The following is a 16,973-nucleotide window of genomic DNA, read 5'->3' on the forward strand; positions in this document are numbered from 1 at the left end:
CGACCTGGTCGACAACCGATAATTTAAAAGCCAGTGTGTAATCACGCTGACTGCGCTTCGTGCCCGTATCCATTGCACCTTCCTGAAAAGAAGTCAGAAGGTGTAAACCTTATTCAGGACGGGACAGCTGAAAAACAAAAGCCCCGGCATGTGAGTGCCGGGGCTTTTTTATTCCAAACAGGTTTAACGAACTGTCAGATCTGACAGTAGTTCTCCCCTGCTGAAAAGTATTCAATCGGGTTTCGTCCAACAGCCATTTGCTTCGATCTAAGAGCAGTGAGCTATCCAAATGGAATCTGGCGAGTTGCAGTCCCTCTTAAACGACTGAGTACTGAAGATGAAAACCTCTGAAAACACAAAGGCTGGAACACTGGATCCGTCATTCGGAGATAACGGAATGGTCATTGTTGACTTCCCGAATCCCAACCCCCGCTATATACGCGATGTCATGATTCTGGGCACGGGCCCAGATGCGAAAATCTATTTTGCAGGTGAGACAATCCCATTCAGTTCTTCTGACGGTTATTTTGTAGGTCGACGGAATTATAACGGAACACCTGACACCACCTTTGGCTATAAGGGCCTGATATCGGGGAAGTTTCCTGGGTATCCCAATATATCTGTTAAGTCGTTTGCCATTCAAGCCGACGGCAAAATTGTCCTGCAAGGGTATCACGTGAATGCTTTAATCACGACGACACTTTTCGCGCGTTTTGAACCTGACGGCACACTTGATGTTGCCTTCGGGACGAATGGTTACACTTGGGTTACTTTTGCACGTCAAACAGCGCCCGAGGCACCTATAGATGATAAAAAGCCACAACATACCGCCAGCAACGGGAGTCTATCTAGCATAGAGATTTTACCCGATGGAAAGATACTCGCTTGTAACCAGAATAGCTGGATAATTCGTCTTACCCCTGAAGGAATCCTGGACGAAACATTCAATAAAAATGGCTTTGTTCGTGTGGTACATCCCGATTATTCCGCCGACAGCATGCGATTGTTTAGAGTGCAGCGTCAAAACAGTGGCAAGTATGTCGGTTGCGGAGTAATTATTGGCACTCACAACCAACCCTACTTCGTCCGTCTCGATGACACAGGCACGATCGACAACTCGTTTGGTCCTAGCGCAAATGGATTTGTTGTCATAAAAGGGCCAATTGATACCCCCGTATATATCGACACGATTGCCAAGCAACCCAATCAACGGATTCTTGGAGTGGGGGCAACCTATACGTTCCCCAATGAAATCGGAGTGATGACCAGCATCGAGCCTGATGGTACACCCAATATCCAATTCAATAGGGGCGAGCCTCTCTTTACGAAGTTTGAGGATTGGAATGCGACGTTCTGGATGGGCGCTGCCGTTCAAAAGGATGGAAAAATTGTCGTAAGCGGAGGTGTGGGTCATGCCCGGAAGGGAGAAGAAGGATATGAGGTTGTAGTTGCCCGCTACATCAATGCAGATCTGGATACATCCTTTGGTGACGGAGGTTGGAGCACTACAGCTTTACCCACCACATCCAGGGGAGGTTATGCAACATCCATGGCGCTTCAGGACGATGGAAAAATCGTAGTAGCAACCACCGTCATGGAGTTAGACAAAGGGATAATTTTGCGTTATTTGTCCTAATCGTTTGATGGTTTTTTCGTTGGGCACCCGTCCAGCTTCCCAGCAACCATTCGTTGAACAACTAAAGCCCCACCCTGTGAATGGCGGGGCTTTTACCTTTCTGATCCAGCAGTTGGATTATCCAGGCTCGCGATGGGGCCGGCCCTGATTCCGAAAACTCAATGCCGCTTGATAAACCCGGTCAACGCCGCCAACGCTTCCGGCGAGCGCAACCGCTGGGTGAACAATGCGCCTTCCTCCTCGATCACTTTACGGATCAGCTCGCGGTCCGGCGCCTTCATCAGTTGTTTGCTGATGCGCACCGCTTCCGGCGGCAGCTCATCGAAGCGCAACGCCATTTCCCGCGCCTTGCTCAAGGCGGCTTCGCCACTGCCCAGCGCCTCGCTGGCAATGCCCCACTGCGCCGCCTGTTCACCGGTAAACCCTTCGCCGAGCAACAACAGCTCAGCCGCCTTGGCCTGACCGAGCAAGCGCGGCAGGATCAGGCTGGAGCCGAACTCCGGGCACAGCCCCAGATTGACGAACGGCATGCGCAGCCGGGCATCGCGGGCGACATAAACCAGATCGCAATGCAGCAACAACGTGGTGCCGATGCCCACCGCTGCGCCGGCCACGGCGGCGACTATCGGTTTTCGGCATTCAAGCAGATTGAGCATGAAGTGGAACACCGGGCTGTCGAGGCCGCTCGGCGGTTGCTGGATGAAGTCGGCGATGTCGTTGCCAGCGGTGAAGCATTCGGCGCTGCCGGTGATCAGCACGGCGTTGATCTCAGGATCGTTGTCGGCCTGCTTCAGGGCTTCGGCCAGGTGGCTGTACATCGCACGGGTCAGGGCGTTTTTCTTGTCCGGGCGATTCAGGCGCAGGGTCAACAGGCCGCGTTCGCGTTCCAGCAGGATGGCTTCGGTCATCAGCGTTACTCAGCATTACAGGCCGACAAAGTTCAATTGTGGCGAGCGAGCTTGCTCGCGCTTGAGTGCGCAGCGCTCACACGCTTTTCGGGGCCGCTGCGCAGCCCGGCGGGAGCAAGCTCCCTCGCCACAAAAATAGTTTCAGCGCTCAACCACGGCTCAGAAAGACGTCCGCCAGCAGTTGATTGCGCGGCAATCCGGCCAGGTACAGACGCCGGGCAAAGGCATCGACGCGGGTCGGTGAGCCGCAGACTAAGGCCAGGGTTTGCCGGGAAACAAGGCGCAGTTGCGCCAAAGCGGCGGCTGACTCGGCCGCCGTCCACAGCTCGACGCTGAGGTTTTCGCGCTGCGCGGCAAGCGCCGCAAGGGGTTTGGCCAGATAGTGCTCGCGCGCGTCATGGGCCAGGTGAATGACGCGGATGGCGCCCTGATGATCCTGGCGCAAGGCTTCGCGCAGCACGCCGAACAATGGTCCCAGCCCGGTGCCGGCCGCCAGCAGCCACAGCGGTCGCGTGTGCCAGTCCGGGTCGTAATGCAGCGCGCCGCCACGCAGTTCGCCAAGGCGGATCGGGTCGCCGATCTGCAAGCGCCGCGCCGCATTGCTGAATTCGCCGGGCTGGCGACAGTCGAGGTGGAATTCGAGAAAGCGGTCTTCCTCCGGCAGGCTCGCCAGCGAATACGGCCTGGCGATGTGATTGATCCACAGCACCAGATGTTGCCCGGCGCTGTAGCGCAGCGGTCGTTGCGGGGTCAGGCGCAGGCGCAGCACGTTGTCGCTGAGCCAGTCCAGCGCTTCGACCAGCGCCGGCCGACCGTCCGTGACCGGGTCGAAGGTGTGCACCTGCAAGTCTTCAGTCACCTGACACTGACACGCCAGACGCCAGCCCTGCTGACGCTGCTCGGCACTCAGGGCATCTGGCCGATTGTCCGCAGGCAGGCCGCTCACGCACTGCACCAGACACGCATGGCAACTGCCCGCGCGACAGCTGTAAGGCACCGCGACGCCGTGTTGATTCAGGGCATCGAGCAGGTTGCTGCCCGCTGCCACTGACCATTGTTGTTCACCGACCCGAAGTTCAGGCATCCACATTCTCCCACGCGGCCGCACAGCGATTGCGCCCGTCGCGCTTGGCCCGGTACAGCGCCTGATCGGCACGCTGCAAGGCATCGTCCAGATCGTCGTCCAGTTCCAGCAAGGTCATGCCCGCCGAAAGGCTGAGGTCGCGCACATTCAGGCCCACCAGTTCGACGTCGGTAAAAGCGATGCGCAAGCGCTCACAACAGGCCGTCAGGCGTTCGGCATCGCAGTCGGGCAGCAACACCACGAATTCCTCGCCACCGTAACGCGCCAGCACGTCGCCGTCACGCAGGCAGGCGCCCGCCACCCCGGCGAAGGCCTGCAACACCTGATCGCCGGCAGCATGGCCGTGCAAATCGTTGATGCGTTTGAAGTGATCAAGGTCGATCAGCGCCAGACCATGGACCACGCCGGGGTCCATCGCATCGAGTTCGCGGGAAGCCAGGCGCAAAAAATGTCGACGGTTGAACAGCCCGGTCAGCTCATCGGTGGCCACCAGGTCTTCGAGCTGGCGCATCATGCCGCGCAGGGTGTCCTGATGCGCCTGCAGGGCGAACCGGCGCTGACGCTGACGCTGTCGCGACACCTGGACAAAACGGGCGTAGATCACCAGCCACGCCAGCACCATCGCCAGAATGCACACCTGCAAGGCGGCCAGCGCCGGATCCGGCAGCCGGAAGTAGTAGCCATCCCAGAGGGTGATCGCACAAAAACTGAAGAACACCAGCAGCGCACAACGAATGAACGCACGCCGGGATAAATGAAACAGGCCGAACAGCAGAATCAGCACGTAGAACACCAGAAACGCGCCGCGGGCCTCCTCCAGATGGGCGACCAGCCAGGTCTGCCAGCCGAGCCCCAGCAGCACTTGCACCTCGGTCAGGCTGGGGTCGGCAAAACGCAGGTTGCGCCCGGACAAGAACAGCGCGAACAACGTGGCCTGACTGATGACCACCAGCGCGCTGCCGATGGCCACACTGTTCAATGATTGCGGGTAATGACCAGTAAAAAACGCCAGCCACAGCAGCAGCAAAGCCAATCCGTAGGTGGCTGCAGCGAGGGCAAAGCGCTTGAGCAGAAGGCGTTGAATGGCGTTATGGGTCAATCGTTGACTCACCGTGCGATAGGAGGCTGACCGAGTGTCCTACTCTACAGACCGGATGCCACTTTAGAGGCGCGGTCGAGAAATGACCACCGATTTTCGGAGCCAAAAATTGACGTCAAATGCATGACCCAATTGCAGGATTGATGCCGCCCTCCTGTGGCGAGGGAGCTTGCTCCCGCTCGGCTGCACAGCAGCCGTAAACCGGTATACGTGGTGGAACTGAAATATTGAGTTGGCTGGATTTGGGCCTGCTGTGCAGGCGAGCGGGAGCAAGCTCCCTCGCCACAGGGGGCCGGCAGTGTTCGGTATGCGACCAACGAATGACTGTCGGCGCGTGTATGCCCTGAAGAGGCGCGGTATACTGCCGCGCCTTTTTAGCGTCGCGCCACAGAGGGACAGCTACGAGCCGCAAGCTTCAAGCGGCAAGCTCAAGCTCAAGCTGTCCGCGTACTGCTTTAACTTGCCGCTCGAAGCTAGAAGCTTGTAGCTGCCCCACCGTTTTTTAGAGGAGCGCGACTCATGACCGTGATCAAGCAAGATGACCTGATTCAGAGCGTTGCCGACGCCCTGCAATTCATTTCCTACTACCACCCCGTGGACTTCATCCAGGCGATGCACGAAGCCTACCTGCGCGAAGAGTCGCCAGCGGCCCGTGACTCGATCGCTCAGATCCTGATCAACTCGCGCATGTGCGCCACCGGCCACCGGCCGATCTGCCAGGACACCGGCATCGTGACCGTGTTCGTGCGCGTGGGCATGGACGTGCGTTGGGATGGCGCGACCATGAGCCTGGACGACATGATCAACGAAGGCGTACGCCGCGCCTACAACCTGCCGGAAAACGTCCTGCGTGCCTCGATCCTCGCCGACCCGGCGGGCGCTCGTAAAAACACCAAGGACAACACCCCGGCGGTCATCCACTACTCCATCGTCCCGGGCAACACCGTGGAAGTGGACGTGGCGGCCAAAGGCGGCGGCTCCGAGAACAAGTCGAAAATGGCCATGCTCAACCCGTCCGACTCGATCGTTGACTGGGTGCTCAAGACCGTTCCGACCATGGGCGCCGGCTGGTGCCCACCGGGCATGCTGGGCATCGGCATCGGCGGCACCGCCGAGAAAGCCGCAGTGATGGCCAAGGAAGTGTTGATGGAATCCATCGACATCCATGAGCTCAAAGCCCGTGGCCCGCAGAACCGCATCGAAGAGATCCGTCTGGAGCTGTTCGAGAAGGTCAACCAGTTGGGCATCGGCGCCCAGGGCCTCGGTGGCCTGACCACCGTGCTCGACGTGAAGATCATGGACTACCCGACCCACGCCGCCTCCTTGCCGGTGTGCATGATCCCGAACTGCGCCGCCACCCGTCACGCACACTTCGTGCTCGACGGTTCCGGCCCTGCTTCGCTGGAAGCGCCATCGCTGGACGCCTACCCGGAAATCGTCTGGGAAGCCGGCCCGTCGGCCCGTCGCGTCAACCTCGACACCCTGACTCCGGAAGACGTGCAGAGCTGGAAGCCGGGCGAAACCGTCCTGCTCAACGGCAAAATGCTCACCGGTCGCGACGCTGCGCACAAGCGCATGGTCGAGATGCTGAACAGGGGCGAAACCCTGCCGGTGGACCTCAAGGGTCGCTTCATCTACTACGTCGGCCCGGTCGATCCGGTCGGTGACGAAGTGGTAGGTCCGGCTGGCCCGACCACCGCCACGCGGATGGACAAGTTCACCCGTCAGATCCTTGAGCAGACCGGTCTGCTGGGCATGATCGGCAAGTCCGAGCGTGGCCCGACCGCAATCGAAGCGATCAAGGACAACAAGGCCGTGTACCTGATGGCCGTGGGCGGCGCCGCTTACCTGGTGGCCCAGGCCATCAAGAAGTCCAAGGTGCTGGCATTCGCCGAGCTGGGCATGGAAGCGATCTACGAGTTCGAGGTCAAGGACATGCCGGTCACCGTTGCGGTGGACAGCAACGGTGAGTCGGTACACATCACCGGCCCTGCGATCTGGCAACAGAAGATCGCCGAAAGCCTGGCGGTAGAAGTGCAGTAAGCGTTTCACAGCCGAAAAAAATCAGGCCGGCCCGTCACATGACGGGCCGGCCTTTTTTTTGCCTGAGAGAAAAACTCACACCTTTGGCCTGATCGCACCTGTCAGATCTGACAGGTGTGCGCCGCCGCGATTCTTGCTAGCGTCAATCCACCCACGCCTTCACCTGTGCAATGGATATGACCCATGGCTGATCAAGACCTCAGCATCACCCCACCGTCCATCGCCAAGAGTTCGACGATTGCCACCATCGGCAAAAGCTGGGGAGCGGTGGGAACGACGGGCGCTGCGTCGATTGAGGTGTCATTGCCCCTGTCCGCCGGTCGCGGCTGGGATCCGCAACTGTCGCTGACTTACAGCAGCCAGGCCGGTAACGGACCGTTCGGCGACGGCTGGAGCCTGGGTGTCAGCCTCATCAGCCGTCGCACTAACAAAGGCGTGCCGCACTACACCGCCCATGACGAGATCATCGGCCACGACGGTCAGGTGTGGACGCCGGAGCTTGACGATAACGGCCAGATCCAGTCCCGCCAAGAGAACAAATACAACGGGGTGGAGATCGGCCCGCATGACGTGGTGCGTTACGGGGCGCGGATGGAAAGCGATTTTGCCCTGCGCGAATACTGGCAGCCGCAGACCGGCGAGCAACCCGGGTTCTGGCTGATTCACGGCGCCGACGGCTCTTTGCACCTGTATGGCAAAACCGCCGCTGCACGTCAGGCCGATCCCGATGACCCGCTACGAGTCTTCAGTTGGCTGCTGTGTGAAAGCATGAATACCCACGGCGAACACATCGGGTTCGATTACAAGGCAGACGACCATGACCTCGACCCCGATAGCAACTCGCGCGCGCAGCGCTACTTGCGTGCGGTTTTCTATGGCAATGCCAGCGCCAGTCAGGACCTGTATGGCTGGACCCAGGAAAGTCCAGCCGAGGGCGACTGGCACTTTCATCTGCTGTTCGACTACGGCGAGCGCACCACCTCGCTGACCGAGATGCCCGAGTACGCAGAGAACCCTCTGCACCCCTGGCCAGTACGCCCCGATCCCTTTTCGACTTTCATCCAGGGCTTTGAACTGGGCACCCGACGCCTGTGCCGACAGGTGTTGTTGTTCCATCATTTTGCCGAACAAACCGGCGCCACGCCGGTGCTGGTTCGCCGACTGCTGCTTGAATATTCGCAGGTCACGCCACTATCGCCATTCAGTCAACTCACCGCTGCGCACAAACAGACCCGGGATGCCGACGGTTTCGTGGAAGACCAGCCGCCGACCGAGTTCGAGTACTCCTCCTTCACCCTTGACCCGACACCGCGTCGCTTGCTTGAACTGGAGACACAACCGGGTATCGATGAGCAGCCCTATCACCTGGTCGATCTGTTCGGCGAAGGCTTGCCGGGGTTTCTCTGCCGCTATGACCAGTGCTGGTATTACCGCGAACCTGTGCGCGCCAGCACCGGCCCGGAGGCCATAACCTACGCTGCCTGGACCTCCCTGGAGCAGGTGCCGGTGGCCAACCGCAATCAGGCCGTGCAGCAGTTGTTGACCGACCTGACCGGTGACGGGCGCCTGGACTGGGTCAGCGCGATGCCGGGCATGAGCGGATTTCGCACGCTGAACGCAGATCGCAGCTGGGGACCGTTCATTACTTTTAAAGGGTTTCCCGCAGAGTTTTTCCACGGTCTTTCGCAACTGGGCGACTTCTGCGGCGATGGCCTCGACTCCCTGGCGATGATCGGCCCCCAGGCCGTGCGTCTGTATGCCAACCGCCGTGAAGCTGGATTCGGCCCGGCCACCGAGGTCGAACACCCACTGGACGACCGCTTGCCGCTGTTGAGCAATGCCCGCAACGAACTGGTTTTTCTCGGCAACCTGCTGGGCAGCGACATGACCGAGCTGTGCCGCATCCGGCACGACGAAATCCGCTGCTGGCCGAACCTGGGGCACGGCCGGTTCGGCAAGGGGCGCCGAATCAGCGGCCCGGTGTTTCCTTATGAGCAATTCGATGCCGCACGGGTGCGGATCGCCGACCTCAACGGATCCGGGGCACCGGCGCTGATCTATCTGAATTCGGACGGCTTCGACATTTACCTGAACCGGGGCGGCAACGGCCTGGAGAGCGAGGCCGTGCACGTTCCATGGCCCCCGGGCGTGCGCTACGACCGGTTGTGCCAGGTCACCCTCGCCGACCTGCAGGGATTGGGGGGCGCCAGCCTGATTCTAACGGTGCCACACATGACGCCGCAGCACTGGCGCTACGATTTCGTATCAGCCAAGCCCTATCTGATGACGGCCAGCAACAACAACATGGGCTGCAGCACGCAGGTGTTCTATCGCAGCTCCGCCCAGACATGGCTCGACGAAAAAAGCGAGCAGCTCGCGCATTACCCGGACCGGGTCCCGGCGTGTCATTTGCCGTTCCCCGTGCAGCTTGTCAGTCAGCAGGTGCAACTGGACGAAGTGACCGGCAACCGTCTGACGCAGAGTTTCGAGTATCGCGAAGGCACCTACGATGGCCGGGAGCGTGAGTTTCGCGGCTTCGGCCGACTGCAGCAGATCGACAGTGAATCAGCCACCGGTGACGACGATAGCGGTTTCACCGAGCCCGTGCGGGTATGCACCTGGTTCCACACCGGGCAGGCCATGGACCGCTCGCCCGAGCGCTATTTCAACCGCGATCCAGACGCGGTCCCCTTGGGCAACACGCTGTTCAGCCGTTATCACGCGGGTGACGAATGCGATGAAACGATAACGCCGCCCGATACCACCACCGAGTACGAAATCGCCCGGGCGCTGGCAGGATCCGTCGCCCGCATCGAAACCTGGGCCGCCGCTGACGACCTCGCCACGGGCTATCCCTATGCCGTAGCAGAGCACCGTTATCGGGTACGCGAAGTACGACCGCGCGGCCTTTACCCGGACTCGGTGCTATTGCTCCTGCCACTGGAGCAAATCAGCTACGCCTACGAACGCCTGGCCGACGATCCGATGTGCGCCCACGACGTCGTGTTGTGCACCAATCATTACGGCATGCCTACCCACACGATGACCATCAACTACCCGCGTCGCCGCAAGGTTTCGGAAACACCGCCCTACAGCGATCCGGACGAACAACAATGGTGGCGCGACGCCCACGATGAAGCTCAGCAGTCATGGTATGTAAGCGAGACCCGAAGCCGCTACATTGATCTGGACAATGACCCACAACAATGGCGACTGGGGCTGCCCTGGCAGCAACGCAGCAATGCCCTGAACCTTCCCACGGGTACGTTGCCGAACGGCCTCACCCCCAAGCAGGTGTGCTACGAGCAACTGATGCAGCATCAGGATTCATCCGCGTGGAACACCCTGCGCGTGTTGACCCTGCAATCGGTGCAGCGTTACCTCAAGACTACCGACCAGTCCCCGTTGCCGGATGGCGAGGCCGCTTTCGAAGCGCTGGCCGGGCCGGTGGAAGTGGCGCAACTGGACAAGACCGCGTTGGCGGCCTACGACACCGTGCCGCCACCGTTCGACATCCGCGCAGAGCTGAAAAACATCGGTTATGCACCGATGCCCTTTCTGTTCGAAACCGCGCTCACCGCCGACGATGAACAAAACCTCTGGTCTTCCCGTTACAGCTTTGCCGGATACGCTGGCCCCGACCATTTCTACAAGGTGCTCAAGTACCAAGAGACGCCCAGTCATGGCGTGACAGAAGCGCAATACGACCCTTACAGCCTGGCGCTGATATGCATCAAACTGCCGGACGGCTGCACGACCCGCTTCGAATACGACTATCACGCCGTGCAACCGCTGTGCATCATCGATGCCAACGACAATGTCCAGGAGGCGATGTACGAACCCTCCGGACAACCACTGACCATCACGTTTCATGGCACTGAAAACGGTCAAATTGCAGGTTTCAGACCGCTGAGCGAATACCAGCGACCGGAGAATCATCACCCGGATGCGGCAATTGCCAACCCGGCGCTGGCTGTGCAAAAAGCCGCCAGCACGCTGCGCAAGGATCTGTTCAGCTGGATGGGGCAACTGCCTCTCGTGCTGCGCGAGCCCCCTGAACTTTTTAGCGTGTGGGTCAACGCCGGCCTGGTCCTGCCCAGCGGCCATATTCGCGCCAGCGCCCGTCGGTGCCTGGCGCAAACTGTCGCACCGAGCCCGATGCAACAGGCACTGATTACGGCGATCGCCAGCATCGCGCGCGAGCCGGTGCACAGCGTCATGCTCAGTGCCGACCGCTATCACGATGACCCGATCGCCGCACAGTTTCAAATCGTCAAAAACTGCTTCGATGGCTTCGGGCGGTCATTGCAAACCCAGCAATTGGTCGAGTCCGGAGACGCTTATGTGGTTGATGAAAACGGCGCACTGCTCATCGAGGACGGCAAGCTGGTGATACGCCACGCCGACTCGCGCTGGCGCATCAGCGAACGGGTCGAATACAACAACAAGGGACTGGCGGTGCGGCAGTTCCGACCGTTCTTTGCCGACACTCACCGCTACGTCAACGATGTCTCCCTGCGCGAGCACGGTTATTTCGATCAACTGTTTTACGACGCACTCGGGCGCCCGATCAAACTGATCAATGCCAAAGGCTATTTTTCTCTCGAGACGCATCACCCCTGGTACCGCACCAGTCAGGACTTCAACGACACCGATGAATCGGAACCACAACCATGAACGTCCATCGGCGCACACCCGCACTCACGGTGCATGACAGCCGCGGCTTGCCGGTGCGCCAGGTCGCTTACCTGCGCACTGTCGCCGAGGACACCCCGGTGCCACTGCTGACCCGCCAACAACATGACGTAGCCGGGCGCAGGGTTGCGCAGTGGGATCCGCGCCTGTCGGTCGCCAGTCGGGTGACGGTGTATGGTCTGGGTGGCGAACCGTTGAAAAGCGACAGTGTCGACGCCGGCATGCGCCTGACCTTGCCGGGCCTTGCCGGCGAAGCGCTCGAGCGCTGGGACGCGCGTGGCAACCATTGGCGCAGCAGCTTCGATGAACAGTTGCGCGTGCTGTCCGTTGACAACAGCCTGCAGCCGGACCGCGAGACCTTCACCTACGCTGATGCCTCGGCCAGCGCCGCCTTCAACCTTCGCGGGCAACTGATCTCCGTGCACGACACGTCGGGGACGTTGCAATTCAACAGCTTCGGCCTGTACGGCGAGGCACTGCAGGAGACTCGCCGGTTCGACGATGAGCAGGCCTTTGTCACCCGTCGCACTTACAGTCCTTTGGGTGCCCTGCTGGAGCAGATTGATGCCGGCGGACACCATCAGCAGTTGCGCTATGACGCCGCCGGGCAACTGCGATTCAGCCAGCTTCGGCTGAGCCTCAACCCCGACTGGCAACCGGTGTTGCAGGACGCGCAGTACAACGCTGCCGGACAGATCATTGAACAGCGGACCGACAATGGTGTGGTCAGTCGCTGGTACTACGATCCAGCCGATGGTCGTTTGAACCGGCAATCCTCGAACAAGGGGACACAATCTGTTCTTCAAGACTTCGAGTATGCCTTTGACCCCAGCGGCAACATCACGCGCATCATCGACCATGCGTTCAGCGTCAGCCATTTCGCCAACCAGCGGGTCGACGGTGAACGCCGTTTCAGCTACGACTCGCTGTACCGACTGCACAGTGCCAGCGGCTACGACGACGGCCCGCTGACGGACATCCCCGGCTTGCCGCAGCTCACTGACCCGCGCAACCGGCTCAACTACACCCAGACCTATGCCTATGACCGTGGCAATAATCTGATCAGGCTCAGCCATGTGCGTGACGGCGCCAGCCATACCCGCCAGATGTTCATCGACCCGCAGAGCAATCGCGGTGTTCGCTGGCAGGAGGGTGACCCTGCTCCGGACTTCACCAGCCTGTTCGATCGCCACGGCAACCTCCTCGCCCTGCAACCTGGCCAACCCCTGCAATGGAATGCCCGGGACCAATTGGCACAGGTGACACTGGTACAACGCGATGACGGCCTCCATGACCGCGAATATTACCGTTACAGCCAGGGGAGCCGGATCTACAAACGCCATGAGCGATACACCACGAACGTCAGCCATTTCGAGGAAGTGCGCTACCTGTCGGGCCTGGAAATCCGCCGACGCGACAATGGCGAAGAACTGCACATCATCTCCATCAGCGCCGGATCAGGCAGTGTCCGCTGCCTGCACTGGGTCGCCGGCCAGCCAACAGGCGTCGATGCCGATCAACTGCGCTACACCCTCGGCGATCACCTGGGCTCCTGCGTGATGGAACTCGATCAACAGGCGCGCCTGGTCAGTCACGAGGGCTATTACCCGTTCGGCGCAACCGCGTGGATGGTTGGTCGGTCGGCACAGGAAGTCAGTTACAAGACCGTGCGCTATTCGGGCAAGGAAATGGATGTCAGCGGCCTTTACGCCTATGGCGCGCGCTATTACGCGCCATGGTTGCAGCGCTGGGTCAGTACCGATCCGGCGGGGGATGCCGATGGCCTCAACCCGTATGGTTTTGTCGCAAACAACCCGCTGCGCTATGTCGACCCTGACGGCAACACCCGGGCAGAAAGTGTGATCATGCTGTACTCGGCGTTTATCTCAACCGTCCAGGAACACTCCACGCAGGTGGTCGGGCAAATCCACAGCATTCTCCATGATGAAGGTGTCGCGGGGGGGCTGGCCCTGAACATGGCAGGCGAAGTCGTCAGGGGCGTCATCGGCTATGAAGGCGGTGTCATCGGCGCTGGGCTGGTGGACCTGGTGGCGCCCAATGTGCCTTTCACTACGCCGTTCACAACCAGTGGCGGCGTGGTCGGCGGCAATATCGGCGGCGATGCCGCCACCGCCATGGTCGAGCCGCTGGCAAACAGCGCAAGGCTCAGGGTAGGCCCGTTGATTCCGCAGACCTCGCAGATATCCGTCAGTGCGATTGACCAGGGCCTGGGTATCGAGGAGACCGTCAAGGAAATCAAATCCTGGCGAGACATGAAGGATGAGTTGATTCACCCGGGCCTGAATGCGGTGTTCAACCCGTCATTCGTGATGGGCAGGCTCATGGCCTCGTGGATATCGATTCTTCCCGGGGCAATCAACATGTTTGCCAGGGCCATCGAAGCCGAGGACATCAAAAATCGCCTTGATCCGATGAAGGTGCAGAAAATTGAAACCCTGCTCGGCGACTGGAAAACAGCCATCGAGCAACGTGCCGCCTGGTCCGAAAATGCCTTTGATGCATTGGGTACCGACACGGTTTACCCGGCCAACTCGCTGCCCAACGTCAACCACATGACACCCACAGAGGCCCTGGCGCCCATCAACCGCGCGGACCTGCAACGCCAGACCCGCTTCACCCTGTCCAACATCAAGCGCGCTCAGGACATGATGACGTTGTACAAGGAGCTGGGCACTACCGACAATCAGTTCCTGCTGGCGCAGCGGCGAGTGCGGAAAAATGCGGCCTGAAATGAACCGTTGTGCGGGTGTGCGGGCATGAAACGTTCCGTGCATTGGCGAACGCCTGCCGTGTCGGCTCATGATCCCAGGGGCTTGCCCGCCAGGAAAGTGGCTTACCTGCGTGCGGTGGCGGGCGCCGACGTCGAATGCCAGATCACTCGCCAACACCACGACACGAGCGGACACCTGACCGAACAATGGGACCCGCGCCTCCACGTGCCTTGCCTGACTACGGTTTACCGGCTGGATGGCGAGCCATTGAAAATCGACAGCGTCGACGCCGGCTGGCGCCTGAGCCTGCCAGGCCCTGGCAGTCAATCACTGCAGCGCTGGGATGCCCGCGGTAACCACTGGCGCATGAGCTATGACCAGCAGTTGCGCTTGATGACGGTCGAGGAAAACGAGTTCGATGTCGAGGTACTGACTTACGCTGAAGCCTCGGCCGATGCCGCGCATAATCTGCGCGGCCAGTTGCTCGAACACGAAGACCACGCCGGTACACTGCGTATCGACAGCTATGCCCTGTCCGGTCAGCCTCGGACTGAAACACGTACCTTTCACGACGGCGAAGCATTCACCAGCCAGCGTGTTTTCAGTCCGCTGGGCGCGGTGCTGGAACAGATTGATGCGGGTCAACATCGACAGCAGTCACAGTACGGTCTGGCCGGGCAACTCAAGCAGGTTCGACTGCAGCTCAACGGACACACCGACTGGCACTCGGTATTGATCGAGGCGCAATACAACGCTGCCAGTCAGATCATCGAACAGGTGGCCGGCAACCGGGTGCGCAGCCGCTGGACGTATGACCCGGCCGATGGTCGATTGCACACCCATGTCTGCCACAAGAACGCTGGCCCTGTGTTGCAGGACTTCGAATATTTCCACGACCGGGTCGGTAACATCGTGCGCATCGATGACCATGGCTTTCAGCCGGTTTACTTCGCCAACCAGTTGATCGACGGCCACCGCACCTTCGGCTATGACTCGTTATACCGGTTGATCCGCGCGACCGGTCATGACGAAGGCCCACTCTCCGACATCCCGGGACTGCCACAGCCGAGCGACCCGAATAACCGCCTCAACTACACCCAGACCTACGAGTACAACGCCGGCGGCAGCCTGATCAAGCTGCAGCATGTACGGGCCGGTGCCAGCCACACCCGCCAGATGCGTATCGATCCACAGAGCAACCGCGGGGTGCGCTGGACGCCTGGCGATGCCGAACCGATATTCGACCGGTTGTTCGACCGTCACGGCAACCTGCAAGCGCTGCAACCGGGGCAAACATTGCACTGGAACACTCGCGACGAGCTGGCCAGCGTCATCCTGATCCACCGCGAGGACGGTCGACACGATGCCGAGCACTACCGTTACAGCCAGGGCGAGCGGGTGTTCAAGCGCCACGAGACCTTCACCGCACAACGTGCTCATTTCCAGCAGGTGCGCTACTTGCCCGGGCTGGAAATCCGCTCGAAGGACAACGGTGAAGTACTGCACGTCATTCAACTGGACATCGGTATCGGCCATGTCCGGTGCCTGCATTGGGCACAGGAAAAACCCGACGAGCTCCGCTACAGCCTCAACGATCATCTGGACTCCTGTGAGCTGGAACTCGATCAACAGGCGCAAGTGATCAGCCAGGAAGGTTATTACCCGTTTGGCGCCACTGCGTGGATGGCCGCGCGTTCGGTGATCGAAGTCAGTTACCGGTTCATCCGTTATTCAGGCAAGGAAATGGATGTCAGCGGCCTGTATTACTACGGCGCCCGTTACTACGCCGCGTGGCTGCAGCGCTGGATCAGCGCCGACCCGGCAGGCGATGTTGACGGGCTGAACCTGTACGCGATGGTCAGCAACAACCCGTTGTGCTTCGTCGATAACGGCGGGACCGAACAGACGCCCAGCGAAGCACAGCAAAAAGTCAGCGAGTTTTCCAATGTGCTGACACACATGACCAGCGAATTGCAAAAGCTCAACTATCAGCTCTACAACCTCACGCGTACTCGCGACATCTACAAGACCGCCGCAAAAAAACTCGCGTTCAGCGTGGCAACGTTTGCCGTGGCGATCAAGGCCGGTGCCGTAGGGAGCACCGTCGGTGCCGGCGTCGGTAGCCTGAGCGGCCCCGCCGCGCCAATTGTGATGCCGGTGACATCAACGGTAGGGGCCATTTTCGCCGCAGAGGCGTCAGTCAAGCTCATGGCCAAGATCGGCGAAGAAACCACGCTCGGCTATTCGATCATGCCGGATCAGGCCGCGCTTTCGGTGAAAAGCCTGCAAAGCAAAGCCAAGGCTTCGCCGAACTCAGTGAGGGGGACCCTGGAAAGCTTCAATCCGCAGACCTCAGGGGGCCTGGTAAAGATCGGTCTGGAAACCACCGCCCGGTCATTGGGCAAACACCTCAAGATTCCTTACCTGAAACAGTCATTGAACATCGCCCGCCAAATGGCCCAACTCACAGAAGCGCTCAACGACTCATGGGGGCAGGGAGACCTGAACCGCATCAGTGCGCGGCTGGATGAATTGACCGGTTACCTCGACAGCCAGCAGGCCGGCCTCCAGCAACACCTCGACACGCTGGCCGGTGCAGCGCCTGCACCGGTAAAACTGATTGGCATCGCCCAGATGCCGGAGCGTGCCGACAGCGACCTGGCACACCTGCAACAACAAATGACGGTGGCTCGCGGCACCATCAAGCACGCCAGGGATTTGCTGGGTCGGGTATCGGCCTATCTGGCGCTGAAACAGCAAGCGGCATAGCGCCGGA

General features: G+C 60.2%; 8 protein-coding genes. 5 read left to right on the forward strand and 3 right to left on the reverse strand.

Annotated elements, in window-relative coordinates; all coding sequences use genetic code 11:
• Positions 1–337: 337 nt before the first annotated feature.
• Positions 338–1,636, forward strand: a complete 1,299-nt coding sequence (locus KKQ10_RS27750; RefSeq protein ID WP_215502928.1) for a delta-60 repeat domain-containing protein — start codon at positions 338–340, stop codon at positions 1,634–1,636.
• 158 nt (positions 1,637–1,794) lie between these two features.
• Here the strand turns inward: KKQ10_RS27750 and KKQ10_RS27755 are convergent, their stop codons facing one another.
• The 3 genes from KKQ10_RS27755 to KKQ10_RS27765 form a co-directional block, all read right to left on the reverse strand.
• Positions 1,795–2,544, reverse strand: coding sequence for an enoyl-CoA hydratase-related protein (locus KKQ10_RS27755; RefSeq protein ID WP_215502929.1), 750 nt, complete (start codon positions 2,542–2,544; stop codon positions 1,795–1,797).
• Positions 2,545–2,692: 148 nt separating this feature from the next.
• Positions 2,693–3,628: an iron-sulfur-binding ferredoxin reductase gene (locus KKQ10_RS27760; RefSeq protein WP_215502930.1), complete on the reverse strand. Its 936-nt coding sequence runs from the start codon at positions 3,626–3,628 to the stop codon at positions 2,693–2,695.
• Positions 3,621–4,727 carry a GGDEF domain-containing protein gene (locus tag KKQ10_RS27765; protein ID WP_127648342.1) on the reverse strand — a complete coding sequence of 369 codons (1,107 nt, stop codon included), beginning with the start codon at positions 4,725–4,727 and terminating at the stop codon, positions 3,621–3,623. The genes KKQ10_RS27760 and KKQ10_RS27765 overlap by 8 nt, the downstream gene beginning before the upstream one ends.
• A gap of 519 nt (positions 4,728–5,246) precedes the next feature.
• Between KKQ10_RS27765 and KKQ10_RS27770 the strand changes: the two genes are divergently transcribed.
• The 4 genes from KKQ10_RS27770 (at position 5,247) to KKQ10_RS27785 (ending at position 16,966) form a co-directional block, all read left to right on the forward strand.
• On the forward strand, positions 5,247–6,770 hold the full coding sequence (locus KKQ10_RS27770) for a fumarate hydratase (RefSeq protein WP_215502931.1): 1,524 nt from the start codon (positions 5,247–5,249) through the stop codon (positions 6,768–6,770).
• Positions 6,771–6,953: 183 nt separating this feature from the next.
• Entirely contained in the window at positions 6,954–11,447 is a 4,494-nt protein-coding gene (locus KKQ10_RS27775; protein ID WP_215502932.1) for a SpvB/TcaC N-terminal domain-containing protein, read from the forward strand.
• Positions 11,444–14,215, forward strand: coding sequence for an RHS repeat domain-containing protein (locus KKQ10_RS27780; protein ID WP_215502933.1), 2,772 nt, complete (start codon positions 11,444–11,446; stop codon positions 14,213–14,215). The genes KKQ10_RS27775 and KKQ10_RS27780 overlap by 4 nt, the downstream gene beginning before the upstream one ends.
• Positions 14,216–14,242: 27 nt before the next feature.
• The gene (locus KKQ10_RS27785; protein WP_215502934.1) at positions 14,243–16,966 is read left to right on the forward strand and encodes an RHS repeat domain-containing protein; all 2,724 of its coding nucleotides are present in this window, start codon (positions 14,243–14,245) and stop codon (positions 16,964–16,966) included.
• Positions 16,967–16,973: the final 7 nt, after the last annotated feature.

This window comes from Pseudomonas sp. MG-9, from assembly GCF_018729515.1.
Classification (GTDB): Bacteria; Pseudomonadota; Gammaproteobacteria; order Pseudomonadales; family Pseudomonadaceae; genus Aquipseudomonas; species Aquipseudomonas serboccidentalis.

What these genes read in the sequence shown, in the direction of transcription:
- KKQ10_RS27750 (WP_215502928.1), top strand. Translation starts at nt 338, where the DNA reads ATGAAAACCTCTGAAAACACAAAGGCTGGAACACTGGATCCGTCATTC.
- KKQ10_RS27755 (WP_215502929.1), bottom strand. Translation starts at nt 2,544, where the DNA reads ATGACCGAAGCCATCCTGCTGGAACGCGAACGCGGCCTGTTGACCCTG.
- KKQ10_RS27760 (WP_215502930.1), bottom strand. Translation starts at nt 3,628, where the DNA reads ATGCCTGAACTTCGGGTCGGTGAACAACAATGGTCAGTGGCAGCGGGC.
- KKQ10_RS27770 (WP_215502931.1), top strand. Translation starts at nt 5,247, where the DNA reads ATGACCGTGATCAAGCAAGATGACCTGATTCAGAGCGTTGCCGACGCC.
- KKQ10_RS27775 (WP_215502932.1), top strand. Translation starts at nt 6,954, where the DNA reads ATGGCTGATCAAGACCTCAGCATCACCCCACCGTCCATCGCCAAGAGT.
- KKQ10_RS27780 (WP_215502933.1), top strand. Translation starts at nt 11,444, where the DNA reads ATGAACGTCCATCGGCGCACACCCGCACTCACGGTGCATGACAGCCGC.
- KKQ10_RS27785 (WP_215502934.1), top strand. Translation starts at nt 14,243, where the DNA reads ATGAAACGTTCCGTGCATTGGCGAACGCCTGCCGTGTCGGCTCATGAT.